The sequence below is a fragment of the Phaeobacter sp. genome, assembly GCF_022825805.1.
Classification (GTDB): Bacteria; Pseudomonadota; Alphaproteobacteria; order Rhodobacterales; family Rhodobacteraceae; genus Phaeobacter.
In genome coordinates, this window is the sequence record NZ_JAJDWC010000003.1 from 22554 (window position 1) to 40828 (window position 18275).

The window sequence follows — 18275 nt, forward strand, 5'->3', positions numbered from 1 at the left end:
GCGCTCATGGCCCGGTGCGCATGGCCCGCTGCTCATGGCCTGGCGCTCAGTCTCCCTGGCCAGCCGCGGGTGCGACGGCGACCAGCGCCAGATTGTTGGCAGGCAGTTCCAGCGTCTGTTCCAGCTGCAGACCGTGCTGCGTCAGCCAATCGGCGACAGTGCTGACATCCTTGTAGCCAACCTCCGGATCATGGGCGACCAGCGCATTGTGGAACGTCTGATCCCCCTCTGATGTCAGCTGCCCGTCGCGCATGAAAGGCCCATAGATCATGAACCGGCCCTGCGGTGCGAGATGGGCCGCGGCATTGCGGATCACCATCTCGGCCTCTGCTGCGCTGATCAAATGCAGAAGGTTGCACAGGGTGATCAGATCATAGCGGCCAAAATCAGCGGGCCAGGTGGGATCGGTCGCATCCAGATGCAGGGCAGGGGCGATGTCAAATGTGCTCTCTGCGGCGAAGGCATCAATGCTGGCCCGGCGCCGGGGGTCGATTTCGCTGGGCTGCCAGCGCAGATGTGGGCAGCGCGCGGCAAAGCCTACGATATGCTGCCCGGTGCCACTGGCAATTTCCAGCGCGATGGGGCGGGGGTCGCCTGCGGGCGGGGCAATGCTGGCGATCACATCGGCAATCGGCGCCAGATTGCGCGCGGCAGAAGGCGAAAACAGCTTGTCAGGCTCGTCCGCCGCAGCCGGGGCCGCAACGGATGCCGTGTCGGGAACAGAGCGCAAAACCATCAGGCAGAGGCCTCCAAATCAGGTCGATGCAGCCGGGCAGGGCTGAGCGCGGCAACAGTGGCAGCGTCGATCTCGGGGGGCTGACCCGTGATCAAGGCTGCGATCAACCGTCCCGCCGCTGGTGAGGATTGCACGCCATAGCCGCCCTGGCCTGCGCACCAGACAAACGATGGGTCCACGGGATCGGGGCCCAGCACGGGCACCCCATCGGCAACGAAGCTGCGCAGCCCCGCCCAATTGTGTTCCACCCGCGTCACCGGCGTGCGCATCACCGCCTCATAGCGCGCCAGCCCCTCGGCCAGGACCATGTCATCGGCATAGGCGTCTTGTGGCGGCATCGGATCTGCATCTGCGGGGGACACCAACAGCTTGCCCGCGTCGGGTTTGGCATACCAGCGCTCGCTCACGCCCATGATCATCGGCCAGTCCCTGACGTCATGGCCTGCCGGGGCAGGCAACCGCGCCATCGAACGTCGTTTGGGTTGCAGCCCAATGGGGGCGATCCCTGCCAGTCGGGCGATGTCATCGGCCCAGGCACCTGCGGCGTTCACCACATAGGTCGCGCGCAGCTGTTCCTGTCCGGATCGGGTCGCAATCGTGACCTCCCATCCCACATGAGCCCCAGCCTGGCCAGATTGCAAATCGTCGGATTTTAACTCGCCAGATTGCAACTCATCTGGCCCAAGTCGGCGCATCGCGGTCACCTGTGCGCCGGTGCGCAGGGTGCCGCCCTTGCGGCGCAGCTCCTTGGCAAAATCCTGCAGCAGGCGATCCGCATCCAGATCCTCTGCGGTGTCGTGATAGGCGGCAAACCCGATCTTCTCTGGGTCGAGATCCGGCACCATCTGCACCGCCTGTTCCACGGGAATCACGGTCATCGACAGGGTGGCGCAATCCGCAGCAAACTCGTCTGCCTGCGCGGGGCTGCCCACCAGCATCATGCCACGCGGGCTGAGATAGCCATTGTTTCGGTGATGGGCTTCGCTCGCGCGCGACAGCACCCGCACCGGGGCAGGGCCATACTCCGCCTCAAACATCGCAGCAGAGCGTCCCGAGGCGTGATAGCCGGGGGCGGTTTCCATCTCGATCACCTGCACTGACATGGTATCAGGCAGGGCCGCCGCGGCGCTGAGCCCAGCCAGCCCCCCGCCAATCACCAGCACATCTATGTGCTGTTGCGTCATGTCTGCTCTTCCAGACGGTCGGTTGCCGGGGCCGGGCGCGGCGACAGGGCCGACATCCGGGCATAAAGCTCTGGCGTCAGATCAATCTGCAACGCCGCCAGCGATGGGCGCAGCTGCTCCAGCGAACGGGCAGAGATGATCGGCGTAACATGCGCCCCGCCATCCCCGGCCCCCTCTTGGGTCCCGTATGCCCCATAGCCTGCGGCCCAGGCCACGGCGAGGCTGGCCGGCGCGACGCCCAGTTCGGCCGCCAGTTCCGCCAGGGCTGTGGCGCTCTCCATCATCCAGCCCTGGCCATAGCGCTCGCGGTAACGCGGGTCCTCGTCCAGACGGCCGCGGTTGCCGCCTTCCAGCGGGCGGCTGGCATATTTCCCGGTGAGCAACCCGCCACCCAGCGGCGAATAGGGCGCAACCGTCAGGCCTTGGTCGGCACACATCGGCAGGATTTCCACCTCGACCTGACGTTTCAGCAGGGAATACATCGGCTGCAGGATCGTCGGGCGCAGATCAAATTCCTGTCCGATCAGGATCGTTTTCATCACCTGCCAGGCGGCGAAATTCGACAGGCCGAGATAGCGAAACTGCCCAGCGGCGCGCAGTTCGGCCAGACAGGCCAGTGTCTCGCGCAGATCTGTTTCGGGATCATGGCGGTGGAGATAGAGGATATCGACCATATCTTGCCCCAGCCGCGCCCGCGATTGATCCAACTGGCTGCGGATATTGGCCGCGCCCGCACCGCCGGTGTAGGCGACTTTGGTGGCGATCAGCAGGCTGTCGCGTTCCTCCCGGATCAGCTGGCCCAGGATCTCTTCGCTGTGGCCATCGGTATAGATCCAGGCCGTGTCAAAATGGGTGAGGCCCGCAGCGCGGCAAGCGGCAAACATCTGCGCGGATTGCTGGGCATCGGCGCGGCCGCCAAATTGCATAGTGCCAAAGGCCAAAGCGCTGGCGGGGGTGCCGTCGAGGCTGATCAAATCGCTGTTCATACCCGGCAGCGTGGCACGGGACCGGCGGGAGAAAAAGCCCCAAAATGCACCCAAGGTTGCAGGCAGGCAAAGACCCGTGCCGCGCTGCGCCGTGGCGCAAATGTGAGTGGTCAAGACGCCGGTCAGGGGGTAGGCACAGGTATGTTTGACAAAAAGATACGCCCGCTCATCGATCCGGTTCTAAACGCCCAGGGCCGGATGCTCGCCCGCTCCGGGATCACCGCCAATCAGGTGACCCTTCTGGGTCTTGGTCTGGGGTTGCTGGCGGCGGTATTGATTGCGTTTGGCCAATTTGGTCTGGCGCTGCTGCCCCTGTTGCTGTCGCGTCTGGCGGATGGTCTGGATGGGGCTGTGGCGCGCGCCAGTGAGCCCAGTGATTTTGGCGGCTACCTCGATATTACCTGTGATTTCCTGTTCTACGGCGCTGTGCCCTTTGGCTTTGTGCTGGCGGATCCGGCGCAAAACGGGCTGGCGGGGGCCTTTCTGCTTTTGACCTTCTATGTGAATGGCACCAGTTTTCTGGGCTACGCGGTGCTGGCGGAAAAACACCAGATGCAAAGCGCGGAACGCGGTGTGAAAACGCTCTATTTCACTGGCGGTCTGTTGGAGGGCGCAGAGACCATCGGCTTTTTTGTGCTGCTGTGCCTGCTTCCTGGCTGGTTTGCCCCGCTGGCCTGGGTGTTTGGGGCGCTCTGCCTCGTCACAGCCACCTCGCGCGTGTTGCTGGCGCTACAGGTGTTTCACCGCAGCTGAAGTGCAGCGGGGCGAGCGCCGTGTTTTGAGTATTTTTGGAAAGATGACGGGCAGGGCACCGCGCGCTTTGAGATCCGGCCCATGAGGGGACATGGGAGTGCCCCCGATATCAGCGGCAGCCGTCTGCGGCGGGGGTGAAACGACCCAGAACAATCGCCCGATAGAAAAAGGCCCACCAATGTGGCGGGCCTTTTTGCTGATGTTCAGGATGTCAATCCGCGCGGTTTACTGCGGGATGTCGCCGTCCAGGCCTTCGACATAGAAATTCATGCCAGCCAGAGTGCCGTCATCCGCGGTTTCACCCGCTGCCAGCCAGTCGGAGCCGTCCTGCTTTTTGATCGGGCCGGTGAAAGCATGGTAGGAGCCATCGGCCAGCGAGGCCTTCAGCGCCAGGGCAGAGGCTTTGATCTCTGCGGGAACGGCGTCGGAAATCTCGCCGATTTTCACCATGCCAGCGCCGATGCCATTCCAGGTGTCGCTGGTGGACCAGGTGCCATCCATCACCGCCTGAGTACGGGCGATATAGTAAGGCGCCCAGTCATCGATGATGGAGGAAACCCGCGGTTTGGGGCCGTATTCCGCCATATCCGATGCCTGACCAAAGGTGATCACGTCGCCTGCAGCCTGCGCGGCGGCCTGTGGCGCGGTGGAATCGGTGTGCTGCAGGATCACGTCAGCGCCCTGTTCGATCAGCACTTTGGCCGCATCGGCCTCTTTGGCGGGATCAAACCAGGTGAAGGCCCAGACGATTTTGAACTCGACGTCAGGGTTCACTTCTTTGGCGTGCAGATAAGCGGAGTTGATGCCGCGGATCACTTCGGGGATCGGGTAGGAGCCGATGTAGCCGATGATGTTGCTCTCGGTCATCTGGCCTGCGATGTGGCCCTGCACCGCGCGGCCTTCGTAGAAGCGGGCGGAGTAGGTGGAGACGTTGTCAGCGCGTTTATAGCCCGTGGCGTGTTCGAATTTCACGTTGGGGAATTTCTTGGCAACATTGATGGTGGGATCCATGTAACCAAAAGAGGTGGTGAAGATGAGATCCGCGCCTTCCAGCGCCATCTGGGTCATGACGCGTTCGGCGTCTGGGCCTTCTGCCACGTTTTCGACGTAGACGGTTTCGACCTTATCGCCGAACTCCGCAACCACGGCCTTGCGGCCCTGATCGTGTTCATATGTCCAGCCACCGTCGCCGACCGGACCCACATAGACAAAGCCCACTTTGGTCTTGTCTTCTGCGGCCAGTGCACCGGTTGCCAGGCCAAGCGCGACAGCGGCGCTTGTCAGCAGTGTGTTCAATTTCATCTTTACGGACTCCCCGTTTTGGTAGTGACGCCCAGGAGAGGGCCCTGGACGATGAGCGCCCCCCGCCCTATCAGCGGGAGGCGTGGAAATTGCGGCCAAGCGCGGCAGGTGCGCTGCTCTTGTCCGCAGAAAGGATAACAAGCACGACGATTGTGATGACGTAGGGCGACATTGCCAGATACTCTACCGGGATGGCAACGCCTGCGGCCTGCAGGTTCAGCTGAACCACCGTCACCCCGCCAAAGAGATAGGCCCCGAGCAGCGCGCGCCAGGGTTTCCAGCTGGCAAAGACCACCAGCGCCAGCGCGATCCAGCCCACGCCTGCAGTCATGCCTTCGGTCCATTGCGGCACCCGGATCAGGCTGATGTAGGCACCGCCAATGCCCGCACAGGCGCCGCCAAACAGGATCGCCATCAGGCGGATGCGGACCACTTTGTAACCCAGCGCATGGGCGGCATCGTGGTTTTCCCCGACCGCGCGCAACACCAGCCCCGCGCGGGAGAATTTCAGCAGGGCCCAGACCGCAGCGGTCAGCGCCAGGCCGAAATAGAGAATGATGTCATGGCCAAAGAGGATCGGGCCAATCACCGGCAAATCGCTCAGGACGGGGATGTGGATATCGCTCATCTGCGGCGGTTTCACCCCCACATAGGATTGCCCCATCAAGGCCGACAGCCCCAGCCCAAACAGCGTCAGCGCCAGACCGGAGGCGACCTGATTGGCCTGGGCCACTTGGGTCAGAAAGCCAAACAGCACTGACAGTGCCGCTCCGGCAAAGGCGGCCGCAAAAAAGCCCAAGAGCGGCGAGCCGGTTTCCACCGCGGTGGCAAAACCCGCGATGGCGCCGACGATCATCATGCCTTCGACGCCCAGGTTCAGAACGCCGGATTTCTCCACGACCAACTCACCGATCGCGGCGATCAGGATCGGGGTTGCGGCCACCATCAGCGAGGCAATGAGCAGGACGGGGTTGATTGCAGACAGATCCATGTCACGCCACCTCCGGTTGGCCAATGCGGATGCGGAAGTTGGTCAGCAGGTCCAGCGCCAGCAGGAAGAACAGCAGCATCCCCTGGAACACCTGGATCGCTGCCGAAGGCAGGCCCATGTTGGACTGGGCGATATCCCCGCCAATATAAGTCAGCGCCATCAACCCGCCTGCCAGCAGGATGCCAAAGGCATGCAGCCGGCCGAGGAAGGCCACGATAATGGCGGTAAAGCCATAGCCCACGTTGAAATCGATCGAGATCTGACCCGAGGGGCCAGAGACCTCGAACATGCCTGCCAGCCCGGCCAGCGCGCCCGACAGGCCCAAGCAGAACAACACCAGACGGTTGGGGTTTACCCCGGCAAACCGCGCAGCGCGCGGTGCTTCACCGCTGAGCCGGATGTGATAGCCCAGCATATGCCGGTTCAGCAGCACATAGGCAAAGATCACCGCAATCAGCGCAGCCACAACGCCCCAGTGGAGGCCGCTGCCCGCGATCAGCTCCGCGTTATGGGCGCTGTCCCAGGATTGCAGGTTGCGCGATCCCGGAAAGCCGAAGCCTTCGGGGTTTTTCAACAGACCCAGAGAGACGGAGGCCAGAAACTGCTCCGCCACATAGACCAGCATCAGTGAGACCAGGATTTCATTGGTGCCAAAGCGGGTTTTCAACACCGCCGGGATCATTGCCCAGGCCCAGCCGCCCAGGCCGCCCGCCAGCACCATCAAAGGAAAGATCAACACAGATTCGGTGGGATAGAACGCAAGCCCTGCACCGGCGCCACAGATCGCCCCCATGATGTACTGACCCTCGGCGCCAATGTTCCAGACACCAGCACGAAAGCCCAGCGACAGGCCAATCGCGATCAGCACCAGCGGCGCGCCCTTCACCAAGAGCTGTGGCCGGTAGTAAAAGGCAAACTCCCCAAACAACGGATCCCAGAAAATGGTGCGGATCGCCTCGACCGGGTTCTTGCCCAGAGCCGCAAACAACAGCCCACCTGCAATCATCGTGGCCAGCACCGCCACCAAAGGCGTCGCCATCGACCAGATCGGTGAGGGCTGTGGTCTTCTTTCTAACCGGATCATCCCTGGTATTCCCCCTGGGCGCAGATCTGCGTCTGCCTGCCTGTCATCTTTCCAAAAATACTCATTGCCCCGACCGGACGGCACGCGCTGCCACTTGCGAGGATCCGGAGGGCTGCAGCGCTAGACATGCGCGACCTCCATCCCATGGGCACCGCCCATCATCAGGCCGATTTCATCCACGCTCAGACCCGCAGTCGGGCGTGGCGCGGTCAGTCGGCCCTCGTTCAGGGCCGCAAATCGGTCGGCAATTTCCATCAACTCGTCCAAATCCTGGCTGATGCAAACAATTGCCGCCCCGGCTGCGGCGAGATCCAGCAGCGACTGGCGGATTGCGGCAGCGGCAGCAGCATCCACGCCCCAGGTCGGCTGGTTCACCACCAAGACATCAGGCTGCTGCAGCACTTCCCGGCCGATCACGAATTTCTGCAGGTTGCCGCCAGACAACGAGCGCGCGGCATTCTGGGGCCCGGGCGTGCGCACATCAAAGCTGGCGATCACCTTTTCTGCAAACTCTGTCGCCAGCCCCCATTTCAGAAAGCCCTTCTGCACCAGCCCTTTGCGGGCGGCGGCGGTCAGCATGGCGTTTTCCGTCAGGCTCATATCGGGGGCTGCGGCATGGCCCAGCCGTTCCTCCGGTGCCGCCAGCAGACCCAGGTGCCGCCGTGCTACCGGGCCCAGATGGCCGATGGCCTCGCCATGCATCTGCACGGCGGCAGCCGCTGTGGGTGTCTCGCCCGACAGAACCGACAGCAGCTCGTCCTGCCCGTTGCCTGCAACGCCGCCAATGCCGAGGATCTCGCCTTTGCGCACCGACAGGTTCACCGCCTTCAACGCGGTGCCAAAGGCCGATGGGGCGGGGACGGACAAATCGGAAATTTCAAGCGCGACGGGCCCCAGATCGCGATCCGCGCGCGCCGGGGTCTGCAAAGCGGTCCCGACCATCATTTCCGCCATGTCCCGCGCCGAGGTCTCGGCTGGGATACATTCGCCTACATTGCGGCCCAGCCGCAGGATGGTGGCGTGATCACAGAGCGTGCGGATCTCTTCCAGCTTGTGCGAAATATAAAGGATCGAGGTGCCCTCGGCCCGCAGCTTCTGCAGGGTCTGAAACAGGATATCCACCTCTTGCGGGGTCAGAACGGATGTCGGCTCGTCCATGATCAGCAGTTTGGGATCCTGCAGCAGGCAGCGGATGATCTCCACTCGCTGGCGTTCCCCCGCAGACAGATCGCCAACCGTGCGAAATGGATCCAGCGGCAACCCGTAGGTTTCCGACACCGCGCGAATACGCTCTGCCAGATCGCGCATCGGCGGCGGGTTTTCCATGCCAAGGGCGATGTTTTCCGACACATTCAGCGCATCAAACAGCGAAAAATGCTGGAACACCATGGCGATGCCATCTGCGCGCGCCTGGCGGGGTTCGCTGGGGGCATAGGCCTGTCCGCGCAACACCATGCGGCCGCTGTCAGGTTTGACCAGCCCATAGATCATCTTGACCAATGTGGATTTGCCGGCGCCGTTTTCGCCCAGCAATGCGTGAACCTCTCCTGCGCCGATATCAAAGGAAACCGCGTCATTGGCGACCACCCCGGGGTAGGCCTTGGTCAGGCCCTGGAGGCTCAGGAGAGGCTGTGTCACGCGCGTCTGTCCTTCTTTAACTCATCGGTGGCCGTTTGGCGCAAGAGAGCGCTCGCCACCCCAACCGCAATCATCTGGGGGTGTTTGCCAAGGCCTGGGTCGCCAATCGGGCAGGTGATCCTTGCGATTTGATCGGGCCGGTGGCCCAAATTGGCCAACCGCGACCTGAACCGCGCCCATTTGGTGGCTGACCCGATCAACCCGGCAAAGGCAAAGCCCCGCTGCAATATCGCGTGGCATAGCGCCAGATCCAGCTCATGGGAATAGGTAAGCACCAAATGATGTGCATTTTCAGGGCAATGGCCTACTAAACGGGCAGGGTCGGCTGCTGGCAGTTGCGTCACCCGGTCGGGGATATGGTCCGGGAAGCGTGCGGCAGCGGTGTCCACCCAGGTGATATCCAGGTCCGGCAAAGGCGCCATCACATCGACCAGCGCCTGCCCAACATGGCCCGCGCCCCAGATCCACAGCGGGGTTTCGGCCCGATGCACCGGCTCCAGAAACCACCCGGAACAAAGCTGCGGTTCGGGGCGTTGGCCCTGGCTGCGGGCCAACCCCATCTGACGGCGCAGGCTTAGGGGCGGGCCGTCCAGTGTTGGGGTCAGTGGCCGCAGAAACACAGTTTTGTTGATGTCTGGCTCGATGGTGTTTGGCTCGGTGGTGTTTGGCGCGTCAATGTCCGCGAGGCGTTGCTCATCGAAAAGCTCGCTCCACAATGTCACGGAACCGCCACAGCATTGGCCCAGATCCGGTCCCAACGCGTGGGTGGTCTGCAGACGCTCTGCGCCCGATCGCAGCTGCATCCGGGCCGCCTCTGCCGCCGCAAATTCCAAGGCTCCGCCACCGATGGTGCCGGATTGGCCGCCCTCCCAGACCAGCATGGCCGCGCCCACTTCGCGCGGGGAGGAGCCGCGCAGGGCGGCGATCACAACCCGCACCACTGGCCCGTGGCGGGCAATGGCAGCGCGCAGATCGGTGACATCAATCCCCATCGCTTGTGGCTCCGGTTTGATCTGTTTTATGATCTGCGGTCACGCGACGGCAGGCGCGCCAGATTTCTTCGGCCGTGGCGGGTGCGTTCAGCGCCGGATAAGCGGGGCCAACCGCGCGCAACGCATCGCTGAGCGCAAGCCAGGCAGAGATCCCCAGCATGAACGGCGGCTCACCCACCGCTTTGGAACGATAAATGCTGTCTTCGCGGTTTTCACCCTTCCAAAGTGCCACGTTGAACACATCGGGCCGGTCGGAACAGGCCGGGATCTTATAGGTCGCGGGCGCATGGGTGCGCAGCGTGCCCTGTTGGTCCCAGACCAGTTCTTCGGTGGTCAGCCAGCCCGCCCCTTGCACATAGGCGCCTTCGACCTGGCCGATGTCCAGCGCCGGGTTTAGCGAGGCCCCGGCATCATGCAGCATATCAGCCCGCAGGATGCGATTTTCCCCGGTCAGCCGATCAATCACCACTTCGGTGATGGCCGCACCATAGGCAAAGTAGAAAAACGGCCGGCCCTTGCCCTGGATCCGGTCCCATTCCAGTTTCGGGGTTTTGTAGAACCCGGTAGACGACAGGCTGATGCGGCCCGTGTAGCAGGCCATCGCTGCCTCCTCGAAGCTGAGCGTTTCGGCCCCGATCTGCACCTGATCATCGACAAAGCGCACAGCCGATAGGGGCTGCTGGTACTGCTCTGCCAGATGCTGCGCCATGCGGTCGCGAATGGTGTCACAGGCGGCTTTCACCGCCATCCCGTTCAGGTCCGACCCGGAGGAGGCGGCAGTGGCGGAGGTGTTGGGCACTTTGGCAGTGTCTGTGGCGGTGATCTTCACCTTGTCGAGCGAGATGCCAAAGCGGCTGGCCGCCACCTGCGCCACCTTCTGGAACAGGCCCTGTCCCATTTCGGTGCCGCCGTGGTTCAGGTGGACGGACCCATCCTGATAGACATGGACCAGCGCGCCTGCCTGGTTGAGATGGGTGAGCGTGAAGGAGATGCCGAATTTGACCGGTGAAAAGGCAATGCCGCGTTTCAGCCGGTCATGGCGGGCGTTCCAATCGGCGATATCGGCCTTGCGGGCTGCGTAATCCGCGCTTTGCAGCAATTGCTCGGTCAGCCCGTGCAGCTCGAAATCCTCTACCAGCTGGCCATAGGGGGTGGTGTTGTCTGTGTGGCTGTTTGGCTGCCTGTTTGCCTGCGCCTCTGTCTGGGCGCGGGGTGGCGTATCAATGTGCTCATCGGTGCCGCCAGCAATCTCCGCAGCCGAAGCATAGTAATTGCGCTGCCGTAGCACCACCGGATCCAGCCCGAGGTGATGGGCGGCGTGGTCCATCATCCGCTCGATGCCCAACATGCCCTGCGGGCCGCCAAAACCGCGATAGGCAGTGGCGCTCTGACGGTTGGTTTTCAGCCGGTGGCTTTCGATGCGGATCGCCGGGATCAGATAGGCGTTGTCACTGTGCAGCATGGCGCGGTCGGCCACCGGCAGCGACAGATCCTGCGCCCAGCCGCAATCCACCAGATGAGTGAATTCAACACCCAGCAGATGCCCGTCATCATCAAACCCCGCGCGATAGGAAATCCGGAAGGCATGGCGCTTGCCCGTGATGGTCATATCATCATCGCGGTCATAGCGCATTTTGCAGGTTTGGCCGGTGGCGCGGGCCGCGATGGCGCAGGCAACGGCCAAGGCATTGCCTTGGCTTTCCTTGCCACCAAAACCACCGCCCATACGGCGTGTCTCTACCCGCACTGCATGCATCGGCAGGCCAATCGCCTCGGCCACTTTGTGCTGGATTTCGGTCGGGTGCTGGGTGGAGGAATTGACCAGCATGCCGCCGTCTTCCTGCGGCTGGGCGAGAGCGGCCTGACCTTCGAGGTAGAAATGCTCCTGCCCGCCGATCTCGAAGCTGTCTTCGACCACATGGGCGGCTGCAGCCAAAGCGGCTGCAGCATCGCCTTTCTGGTAGATGCGCGGGCCGTCTTCAAAGCGGCTGTCTGCGGCCAGTGCGGCCTCCAGCGTCAATAAGGCAGGCCGCGGGGCATAGGTGATCTGGGCCCTGCGAGCCGCAACCCGTGCCGCGCGATGGGAATGTGCAACCACCAGAAACACGGGCTGGCCCACATAATGGACCGTTCCGGTCGCCAGCAGCGGCTCGTCATGGGCCGCGGGCGAGACATCATTGTCAAACGGCAGATCCTGCGCCGTCAGCACCGCGACCACATCTGGACTGGCGCGCACCGCGCTCAGATCCATAGCGGTGATTTCGCCGTGGGCCTCGCTGGAAAGACCAAAGGCCAGATGCAGGGTGCCGCGCGGGGTGGGGATGTCATCGACATAACGGGCCTGGCCGGTCACATGCAGATGCGCCGCATCATGCGGCAGCGGTTTTGCAACGGCCATCACCGGACCTCCAGCACATGGGTGGGCGTCTGCGTCTGGCCCAGATCGTCATAGTAGCGTGCGAGCATATTTGCCGCCGCCGCCAGCCGGTAGTCGGCAGAGGCGCGCATGTCGCTCATCGGGGTGAAGTCGCGTGCAAATGCGCCCTGTGCGGCGCTTATTGTGGCCTGCGACCAGGGCTGACCGATCAGCGCGGCCTCTACATGGGGCGCCCGTTTGGGTACGCCCGCCATGCCGCCAAAGGCGATGCGGGCCGTGGCAATCCGCCCATCATCGAGGGTGATGTTGAATGCCCCAAGCACGGCCGAGATGTCCTGATCAAACCGTTTGGACAGCTTGTAGATACGCAGCTGGTCTGGTTGCGTATCTGGCGGTGCGTCTGGTTGCATTTGGGGCTGCGGGGGCAGGGTGATGGCCTCAACAAATTCACCGGGGTTGCGATCCTGTTTGCCGTAGTCGAGGAATAACTCCTCCAGTGGCAGGCTGCGGCGGCTGTCGCCCTGGCGCAGGTGAACGCGGGCGTCGAGCGCGATCAGCGCAGGCGGGTTGTCCCCGATGGGGGAGCCATTGGCGATATTGCCGCCGATGGTGGCCGCGGCGCGCACCTGCTGGCTGGCAAAGCGGCGCAGCATCTCGCCATAAGACGGGTGGCGCGTGGCGAGCGCGTCGCGCAGGCGGTTCATATCCACCATCGCGCCAAAGCGCAGAGAGCCGTCGGGCAGGGTGTCGATGGTTTTGAGATCATCGCAGCCATCGAGGAAGATCACGTCGTCCAGGTCGCGCAGCTGTTTGGTCACCCAGAGCCCCACATCCGTGGCGCCAGCGATCAGCGTCGCATCGGGGCGGGCGGCATAGGCGGCGGCCAGCTGGTCGCTGGATTGCGGGCGCAGAGAGGGATTGTCGCTTGCGAGTGTTTCTGCCCGCATGTTGATCTTTGGGGGCTCTGCCCGATTGTCCATAATTGGGGGCTCTGCCCGCATGTCTGTATTTGGGGGCTCCGCCCCCGGGCCCTCGGCCCTCCCCCGGGATATTTCCGGCAAGAGGAAGTTGCGCGGCTCGTTGAGCCAGTCGGGCACAGGCGCGGCCTCGGCGGCCTCCGCGGCGCGGATGATGGGCGCATACCCGGTACAGCGGCACAGATTGCCCGCCAGCTGGTCGTCATAATCCTGCGCGCCATTGGTATGGGCCGTCACCATCGACATGACAAAACCCGGGGTGCAAAAGCCACATTGGCTGCCGTGATGGGTGATCATCGCGCTCTGGACCGGATGCAGCTGACCATCAGGGCCTGCCACACCTTCGACCGTGCGAATGGATTTGCCATGCAGCTGGGGCAGAAACAGAATGCAGGCGTTCAGCGGTTTGGCCCCCTGCGCATCGGTCACCATCACGGTGCAGGCACCGCAATCGCCCTCGTTGCAGCCTTCTTTGGTGCCAGTGAGCCCGCGCTCTTCGCGCAGCCAGTCGAGGAGCGTGGCCGTCGGAGCATAATCCGCCAGCGAAATCGTTTCACCGTTCAGCCGAAAGGTGATTGTCATTTTTGTAGCCCGTCGCCTTACCTTGGTTTTCCCTGGGTGCCATGCCTTCGATGCGACGTAGAAGAGATGGCGGGTGTCTTTGGTTGGATATCCCGGTTCTTGCCCTAGCCTAAGAAGCGCAGCGCCGGTCTGGCAAGCAAAACTGTCGCAGGTATCAGCGCTGCCTTTGGGCGCAACAAAATGTCTGAAATGCGCGGTTTCGTGTTATTTTTAACCGTTTTGTGGCGTTTTGGCGGGTGGTGTCTGCGCGCTGGGCCGGGTTTTGGAAAGAGCTTCAAACAAAGCGAGACAATCTCAGGCCCGCCGATACTGACCTGACCGGCTATGGCGGTTTCGGTCCGTGGTGTCATTGGGTCGCTATGGGCATTAGCGCGCTGTCGCTGCGGTTCCAGCCTTTCTTCCCGGTCGTTGCGGCGGTAGCTTGCGGACCATGACTGATACGCCCCGATTCATCCACCTGCGCACCCATACCGAATACTCGCTTCTGGAGGGGGCGGTGCGGCTGAAAAAGCTGCCAACCCTCTGCGTCCAGCACCAGATGCCCGCGATTGCGGTCACCGACAGCAACAACCTGTTTGCAGCGCTGGAATTTTCCGTTGCGGCCAGCGGCGCCGGGGTGCAGCCGATCATGGGCTGTCAGGTCGATCTGCGCTACAGCGATCCGGCCCCCGGCGAGCGGCCGAAACCGCCCGCACCGCTGGTGCTGCTGGCGCAGAGCGAACGGGGTTATGAACATCTGATGAAGCTGAACTCCTGCCTCTATCTGCGGCAGGGCAGTGAATTGCCCCATGTCACCCTGCAGGAGCTGGCCGAACACACAGAGGATGTGATCTGTCTGAGTGGTGGGCCGGATGGGCCGGTGGGTCGACTGCTGCAGCTGGGTCAGCGCCCGGCGGCCGAGGCGTTGATGCAGCGGCTGAAGGCGATGTTTCCGGACCGGCTGTATGTCGAATTGCAGCGCCATCCGGGCGAAATGGGCCAGCCAGAAGCCGAACAGCTGAGCGAGCGGGGCCATATCGAGATGGCCTATGCGATGGATCTGCCGCTGGTGGCCACCAATGACGTCTATTTCCCCAACACGGAAATGTATGAGGCCCATGATGCGATGATCTGTATCGCCGAAGGGGCCTATGTTGATCAGGTGGAGCCGCGCCGGCGCCTGACTGCGCAGCATTACTTCAAGAGCCAGGAAGAGATGGTCGCGCTCTTTGCTGATCTGCCTGAAGCCATTGAAAATACAGTGGAGATCGCCAAGCGCTGCGCCTTCATGGCCTATCGTCGCGATCCGATCCTGCCGAAATTCGCCGATGACGAGGTGGCCGAGCTGCGCCGCATCGCCAATGAAGGCCTGCAAAAACGGCTCGCCGTGATCCCCCATGCGGTCAGCGTCGAGGAGTATCAGGAACGGCTCGATTTCGAGCTGGGTATCATCGAAGGGATGGGGTTTCCCGGCTACTTCCTGATCGTCGCGGACTTCATCCAATGGGCCAAGGACCACGACATTCCGGTGGGGCCGGGGCGGGGGTCTGGTGCGGGCTCGCTGGTGGCCTATGCGCTGACCATCACCGACCTTGATCCGCTGCGCTATTCGCTGCTGTTTGAACGCTTTCTGAACCCGGAACGGGTGTCGATGCCGGACTTCGACATCGATTTCTGCATGGACCGCCGCGAAGAGGTGATCCGCTATGTGCAGGAGAAATATGGCCGGGACAAAGTGGGGCAGATCATCACCTTTGGTGCGCTGTTGTCCAAGGCGGCGGTGCGCGACATGGGGCGGGTTTTGCAGATGCCCTATGGGCAGGTGGACCGCCTGTCCAAACTGATCCCGGTGGAGGGCGTGAAGCCCATGTCCATCGTCGACAGTCTGAAAGAAGAGCCACGGCTGCGCGAAGAGGCGGAGAACGAAGAGGTTGTTGACCGGCTGTTGAAATACGGCATGCAGGTCGAGGGTCTGCTGCGTTCGGCGGGCACCCACGCGGCGGGCGTGGTGATCGGCGACAGGCCACTGGATGCGCTGGTGCCGCTCTACCGCGATCCGCGCTCGGATATGCCTGCCACCCAGTTCAACATGAAATGGGTGGAGCAGGCGGGGCTGGTGAAATTCGACTTCCTCGGCCTGAAGACGCTGACCGTTATTCAGAACGCAATGGATCTGATTTTCCAGTCGGGCCGCGATCTGCATATCGCCGCTGATGGCACCGAGCTCTATGATCCGCCCGAGGGGGCAGCGAACCAGATCAACGCCATCCCACTGGATGATGCGGTCACATATGACCTGTATTCGCGGGCCAAGACCGTGGCGGTGTTCCAGGTGGAATCCACCGGCATGATGGATGCGCTGAAGCGGATGAAACCGACCTGCATCGAGGACATCGTGGCGCTTGTGGCGCTTTATCGTCCGGGTCCGATGGAGAATATCCCGACCTATTGTGAGGTGAAGAACGGCCAGCGTGAGATCACATCCGTGCATCCGCTAATCGACCACATCCTGGAGGAAACCCAGGGCATCATCGTCTATCAGGAACAGGTGATGCAGATCGCGCAGGTCATGGCGAATTACACGCTGGGCGGTGCGGACCTGTTGCGCCGGGCCATGGGTAAGAAGATCAAGGAGGCGATGGACGCCGAACGCCCGAAGTTTGAAAAGGGCGCGGCGGAAAATGGTGTGCCTGCCAAAAAGGCATCAGAGGTTTTCGACCTTCTGGAGAAATTCGCCAACTACGGTTTCAACAAATCCCACGCGGCCGCCTATGCGGTGGTCAGCTACCAGACAGGGTGGCTGAAGGCGAACCATCCGGTGGAGTTCATGGCCGGTGTCATGAACTGCGATATCCATCTGACGGATAAGCTGGCGATTTACTTCGAAGAGGTCCGCAAGGGGCTGAGCCTGCCCTATGTGCCGCCATGCATCAACCGCTCTGAGGCGACGTTCAATGTAGTGAAGGGAGAGCTGGTCTATGCGCTGGGCGCGCTGAAAAACGTGGGCGTGGAGGCGATGCGGCTCGTCACCACCGCACGTCGCAGCGCCCCGGACGGCAGTGCCGCGCCTGACAAGCCCTTTGTGACCCTGTTTGATTTCGCGCGCCGGGTGGATCTGAAAAAAGTGGGCAAACGCCCGTTGGAAATGCTGGCTCGGGCCGGGGCCTTTGACCAGCTGGATCGCAACCGACGCCGGGTGTTCGACAGTCTCGGGGCCTTGGTGGATTATTCCTCTGCGGTGCATGATCAGCGCAATTCCAGCCAGGTGTCGCTGTTTGGCGAAGCAGGCGATGACCTGCCTGAACCACGGCTGCCCAATGTGCCCGATTGGCTGCCTGCGGAGCGTTTGAGCGAGGAGTTCAAGGCCATCGGTTTCTACCTGTCTGGCCATCCGCTGGACGACTATATGCCCGCATTGAAACGCAAGGATGTGCTGACCCTTGATGAGGTCACCGCCAAGGCCGAGCGCGGGCCATTCATGGCGAAGATGGCGGGTGTCGTGGCCGGGCGGCAGGAGCGCAAATCCGCCCGCGGCAACCGGTTTGCCTTTGCCCAGCTGTCGGATACCTCGGGCGCCTATGAGGTCACGCTGTTTTCCGAGGTGCTGGAAAAATCGCGCGAGTTTTTGGACACCGGCGCCAAAGTGGTGATCACCGCGGAGGCGACAATGGAAAGCGACCAGCTGAAGCTGTTGGTGCGCTCTGTCGGGCCTGTGGATGCGGCGATTGCCGATGCAGGCCGGTCCTCCCTGCGGGTCTATGTCTCGGACGCCAAGGCGGTGGCGACGGTTGCACAAGTGCTTGAAGATGCGAAGAAAGCCGCCCGCAATGCCTCGCGGGGGGAGGTCTATATGTATCTTCAGGACCCCGGCTTGCCCGGCGATGTTGAGATGGACCTGGGCCAGCCCTTCCCGATCAACCCCCAGATCAAAGGCGCGCTGAAATCGCTCGACGGGGTGGCGGATGTGGAGGAGATTTGACCGCACAGCACGCAGGGTGGCCCGGCTGAGAGGCCACGCTGTCAGCGGCTGTTGTTCAACAGCGCGCCCTGGTGGTTGCAGACGAAGGATCCAATCACATGGGTGACCATCCAGATCTTCGCTTGCGCGCGGCCTGCGGCGCGGATGCCGCAGCTTTGGCGGCGCTGTCTGTCGAGGTTTGGGTGGCGACTTATCTGCGCGAGGGCGTTGGCACGCCGTTTGCGGACTATGTGCTGGAAGAATACACACCTGCGCGGATGCGCGCGGTGATCGCCGCGCCAACCAGTCATATTATCGTATCGCAAAACCGGATGGGAATTGACGGCTATATTCGGGTTGAGACAGGTGTGCCTGCGCCCCTGTCGGAGGGCCCGGATATTGAAATTCGCACGCTTTACGTGCAGCCCCGTCACCACGGGCGTGGCATCGGTGCGGCCTTGCTGCGGGCGGGTTTGGCCCATTGTGCGAGCCAAGGTGCCTCGGCCGTGTGGCTGGCGTCCAACGCCGAAAACCTGCCTGCCAAGGCGTTCTATGAGCGTCAGGGGTTCGAACGCGCAGGCGACACCGCCTTCGAACTAGATGTGGAGCCTCAATAGGTTGTTCCGATTTAATCGTAACCGGCTGATTGGTGGTTTTGATTTTAGGGCCGCGTGTGGTCTGTGCCAATTGTAGAGATGTGTCCAGACGGGCAGATCGGCGGCGCGGTCGTCTGAGG

General features: G+C 62.5%; 13 protein-coding genes and 1 pseudogene. 3 read left to right on the plus strand and 11 right to left on the minus strand.

The features are described 5' to 3' along the window. Positions 1 to 46: 46 nt before the first annotated feature. From Q0C28_RS00210 to Q0C28_RS00220, 3 genes are read right to left on the minus strand one after another with little or no spacing between them, the layout of a single operon-like run. Positions 47 to 736: a DUF938 domain-containing protein gene (locus Q0C28_RS00210; protein ID WP_293572635.1), complete on the minus strand. Its 690-nt coding sequence runs from the start codon at positions 734 to 736 to the stop codon at positions 47 to 49. Beyond that, a complete protein-coding gene (locus Q0C28_RS00215) occupies positions 736 to 1920 on the minus strand; it encodes an FAD-binding oxidoreductase (protein WP_293572636.1) in 1185 nt (394 codons plus the stop codon). Before Q0C28_RS00215 ends, Q0C28_RS00210 begins: the two co-directional genes overlap by 1 nt. Further along, a complete protein-coding gene (locus Q0C28_RS00220) occupies positions 1917 to 2906 on the minus strand; it encodes an aldo/keto reductase (RefSeq protein ID WP_293572648.1) in 990 nt (329 codons plus the stop codon). The genes Q0C28_RS00215 and Q0C28_RS00220 overlap by 4 nt, the downstream gene beginning before the upstream one ends. 141 nt (positions 2907 to 3047) lie before the next feature. Here Q0C28_RS00220 and Q0C28_RS00225 point away from each other — a divergent pair, with 141 nt between their 5' ends. Continuing rightward, complete coding sequence (locus tag Q0C28_RS00225; RefSeq protein ID WP_293572637.1) at positions 3048 to 3659, plus strand: CDP-alcohol phosphatidyltransferase family protein; 612 nt, start codon at positions 3048 to 3050, stop codon at positions 3657 to 3659. 225 nt (positions 3660 to 3884) lie between these two features. Here the strand turns inward: Q0C28_RS00225 and Q0C28_RS00230 are convergent, their stop codons facing one another. From Q0C28_RS00230 to xdhA, 7 genes are all read right to left on the minus strand, one after another. Then, positions 3885 to 4961, minus strand: a complete 1077-nt coding sequence (locus tag Q0C28_RS00230; RefSeq protein ID WP_293572638.1) for a BMP family ABC transporter substrate-binding protein — start codon at positions 4959 to 4961, stop codon at positions 3885 to 3887. Positions 4962 to 5031: 70 nt separating this feature from the next. Beyond that, positions 5032 to 5952, minus strand: coding sequence for an ABC transporter permease (locus tag Q0C28_RS00235; RefSeq protein ID WP_293572639.1), 921 nt, complete (start codon positions 5950 to 5952; stop codon positions 5032 to 5034). 1 nt (position 5953) lies between these two features. Continuing rightward, entirely contained in the window at positions 5954 to 7036 is a 1083-nt protein-coding gene (locus Q0C28_RS00240) for an ABC transporter permease (protein ID WP_293572640.1), read from the minus strand. 120 nt (positions 7037 to 7156) lie between these two features. After that, positions 7157 to 8674: an ABC transporter ATP-binding protein gene (locus Q0C28_RS00245; RefSeq protein ID WP_293572641.1), complete on the minus strand. Its 1518-nt coding sequence runs from the start codon at positions 8672 to 8674 to the stop codon at positions 7157 to 7159. Then, entirely contained in the window at positions 8671 to 9666 is a 996-nt protein-coding gene (gene xdhC, locus Q0C28_RS00250; protein ID WP_293572642.1) for a xanthine dehydrogenase accessory protein XdhC, read from the minus strand. Before xdhC ends, Q0C28_RS00245 begins: the two co-directional genes overlap by 4 nt. Continuing rightward, on the minus strand, positions 9656 to 12064 hold the full coding sequence (xdhB, locus tag Q0C28_RS00255) for a xanthine dehydrogenase molybdopterin binding subunit (protein ID WP_293572643.1): 2409 nt from the start codon (positions 12062 to 12064) through the stop codon (positions 9656 to 9658). The genes xdhC and xdhB overlap by 11 nt, the downstream gene beginning before the upstream one ends. Next, positions 12064 to 13602, minus strand: a complete 1539-nt coding sequence (gene xdhA, locus Q0C28_RS00260; RefSeq protein WP_293572644.1) for a xanthine dehydrogenase small subunit — start codon at positions 13600 to 13602, stop codon at positions 12064 to 12066. Before xdhA ends, xdhB begins: the two co-directional genes overlap by 1 nt. Before the next feature lie 430 nt (positions 13603 to 14032). Here xdhA and dnaE point away from each other — a divergent pair, with 430 nt between their 5' ends. Next, positions 14033 to 17560: a DNA polymerase III subunit alpha gene (gene dnaE, locus Q0C28_RS00265; RefSeq protein ID WP_293572645.1), complete on the plus strand. Its 3528-nt coding sequence runs from the start codon at positions 14033 to 14035 to the stop codon at positions 17558 to 17560. 98 nt (positions 17561 to 17658) lie between these two features. Continuing rightward, positions 17659 to 18156, plus strand: a complete 498-nt coding sequence (locus Q0C28_RS00270; protein ID WP_293572646.1) for an N-acetyltransferase — start codon at positions 17659 to 17661, stop codon at positions 18154 to 18156. Here Q0C28_RS00270 and Q0C28_RS00275 read toward each other — a convergent pair. Continuing rightward, a pseudogene (locus Q0C28_RS00275) lies at positions 18136 to 18275 on the minus strand (IS481 family transposase); the annotation flags it as partial. The gene Q0C28_RS00270 and the pseudogene Q0C28_RS00275 sit on opposite strands and share 21 nt — an antisense overlap.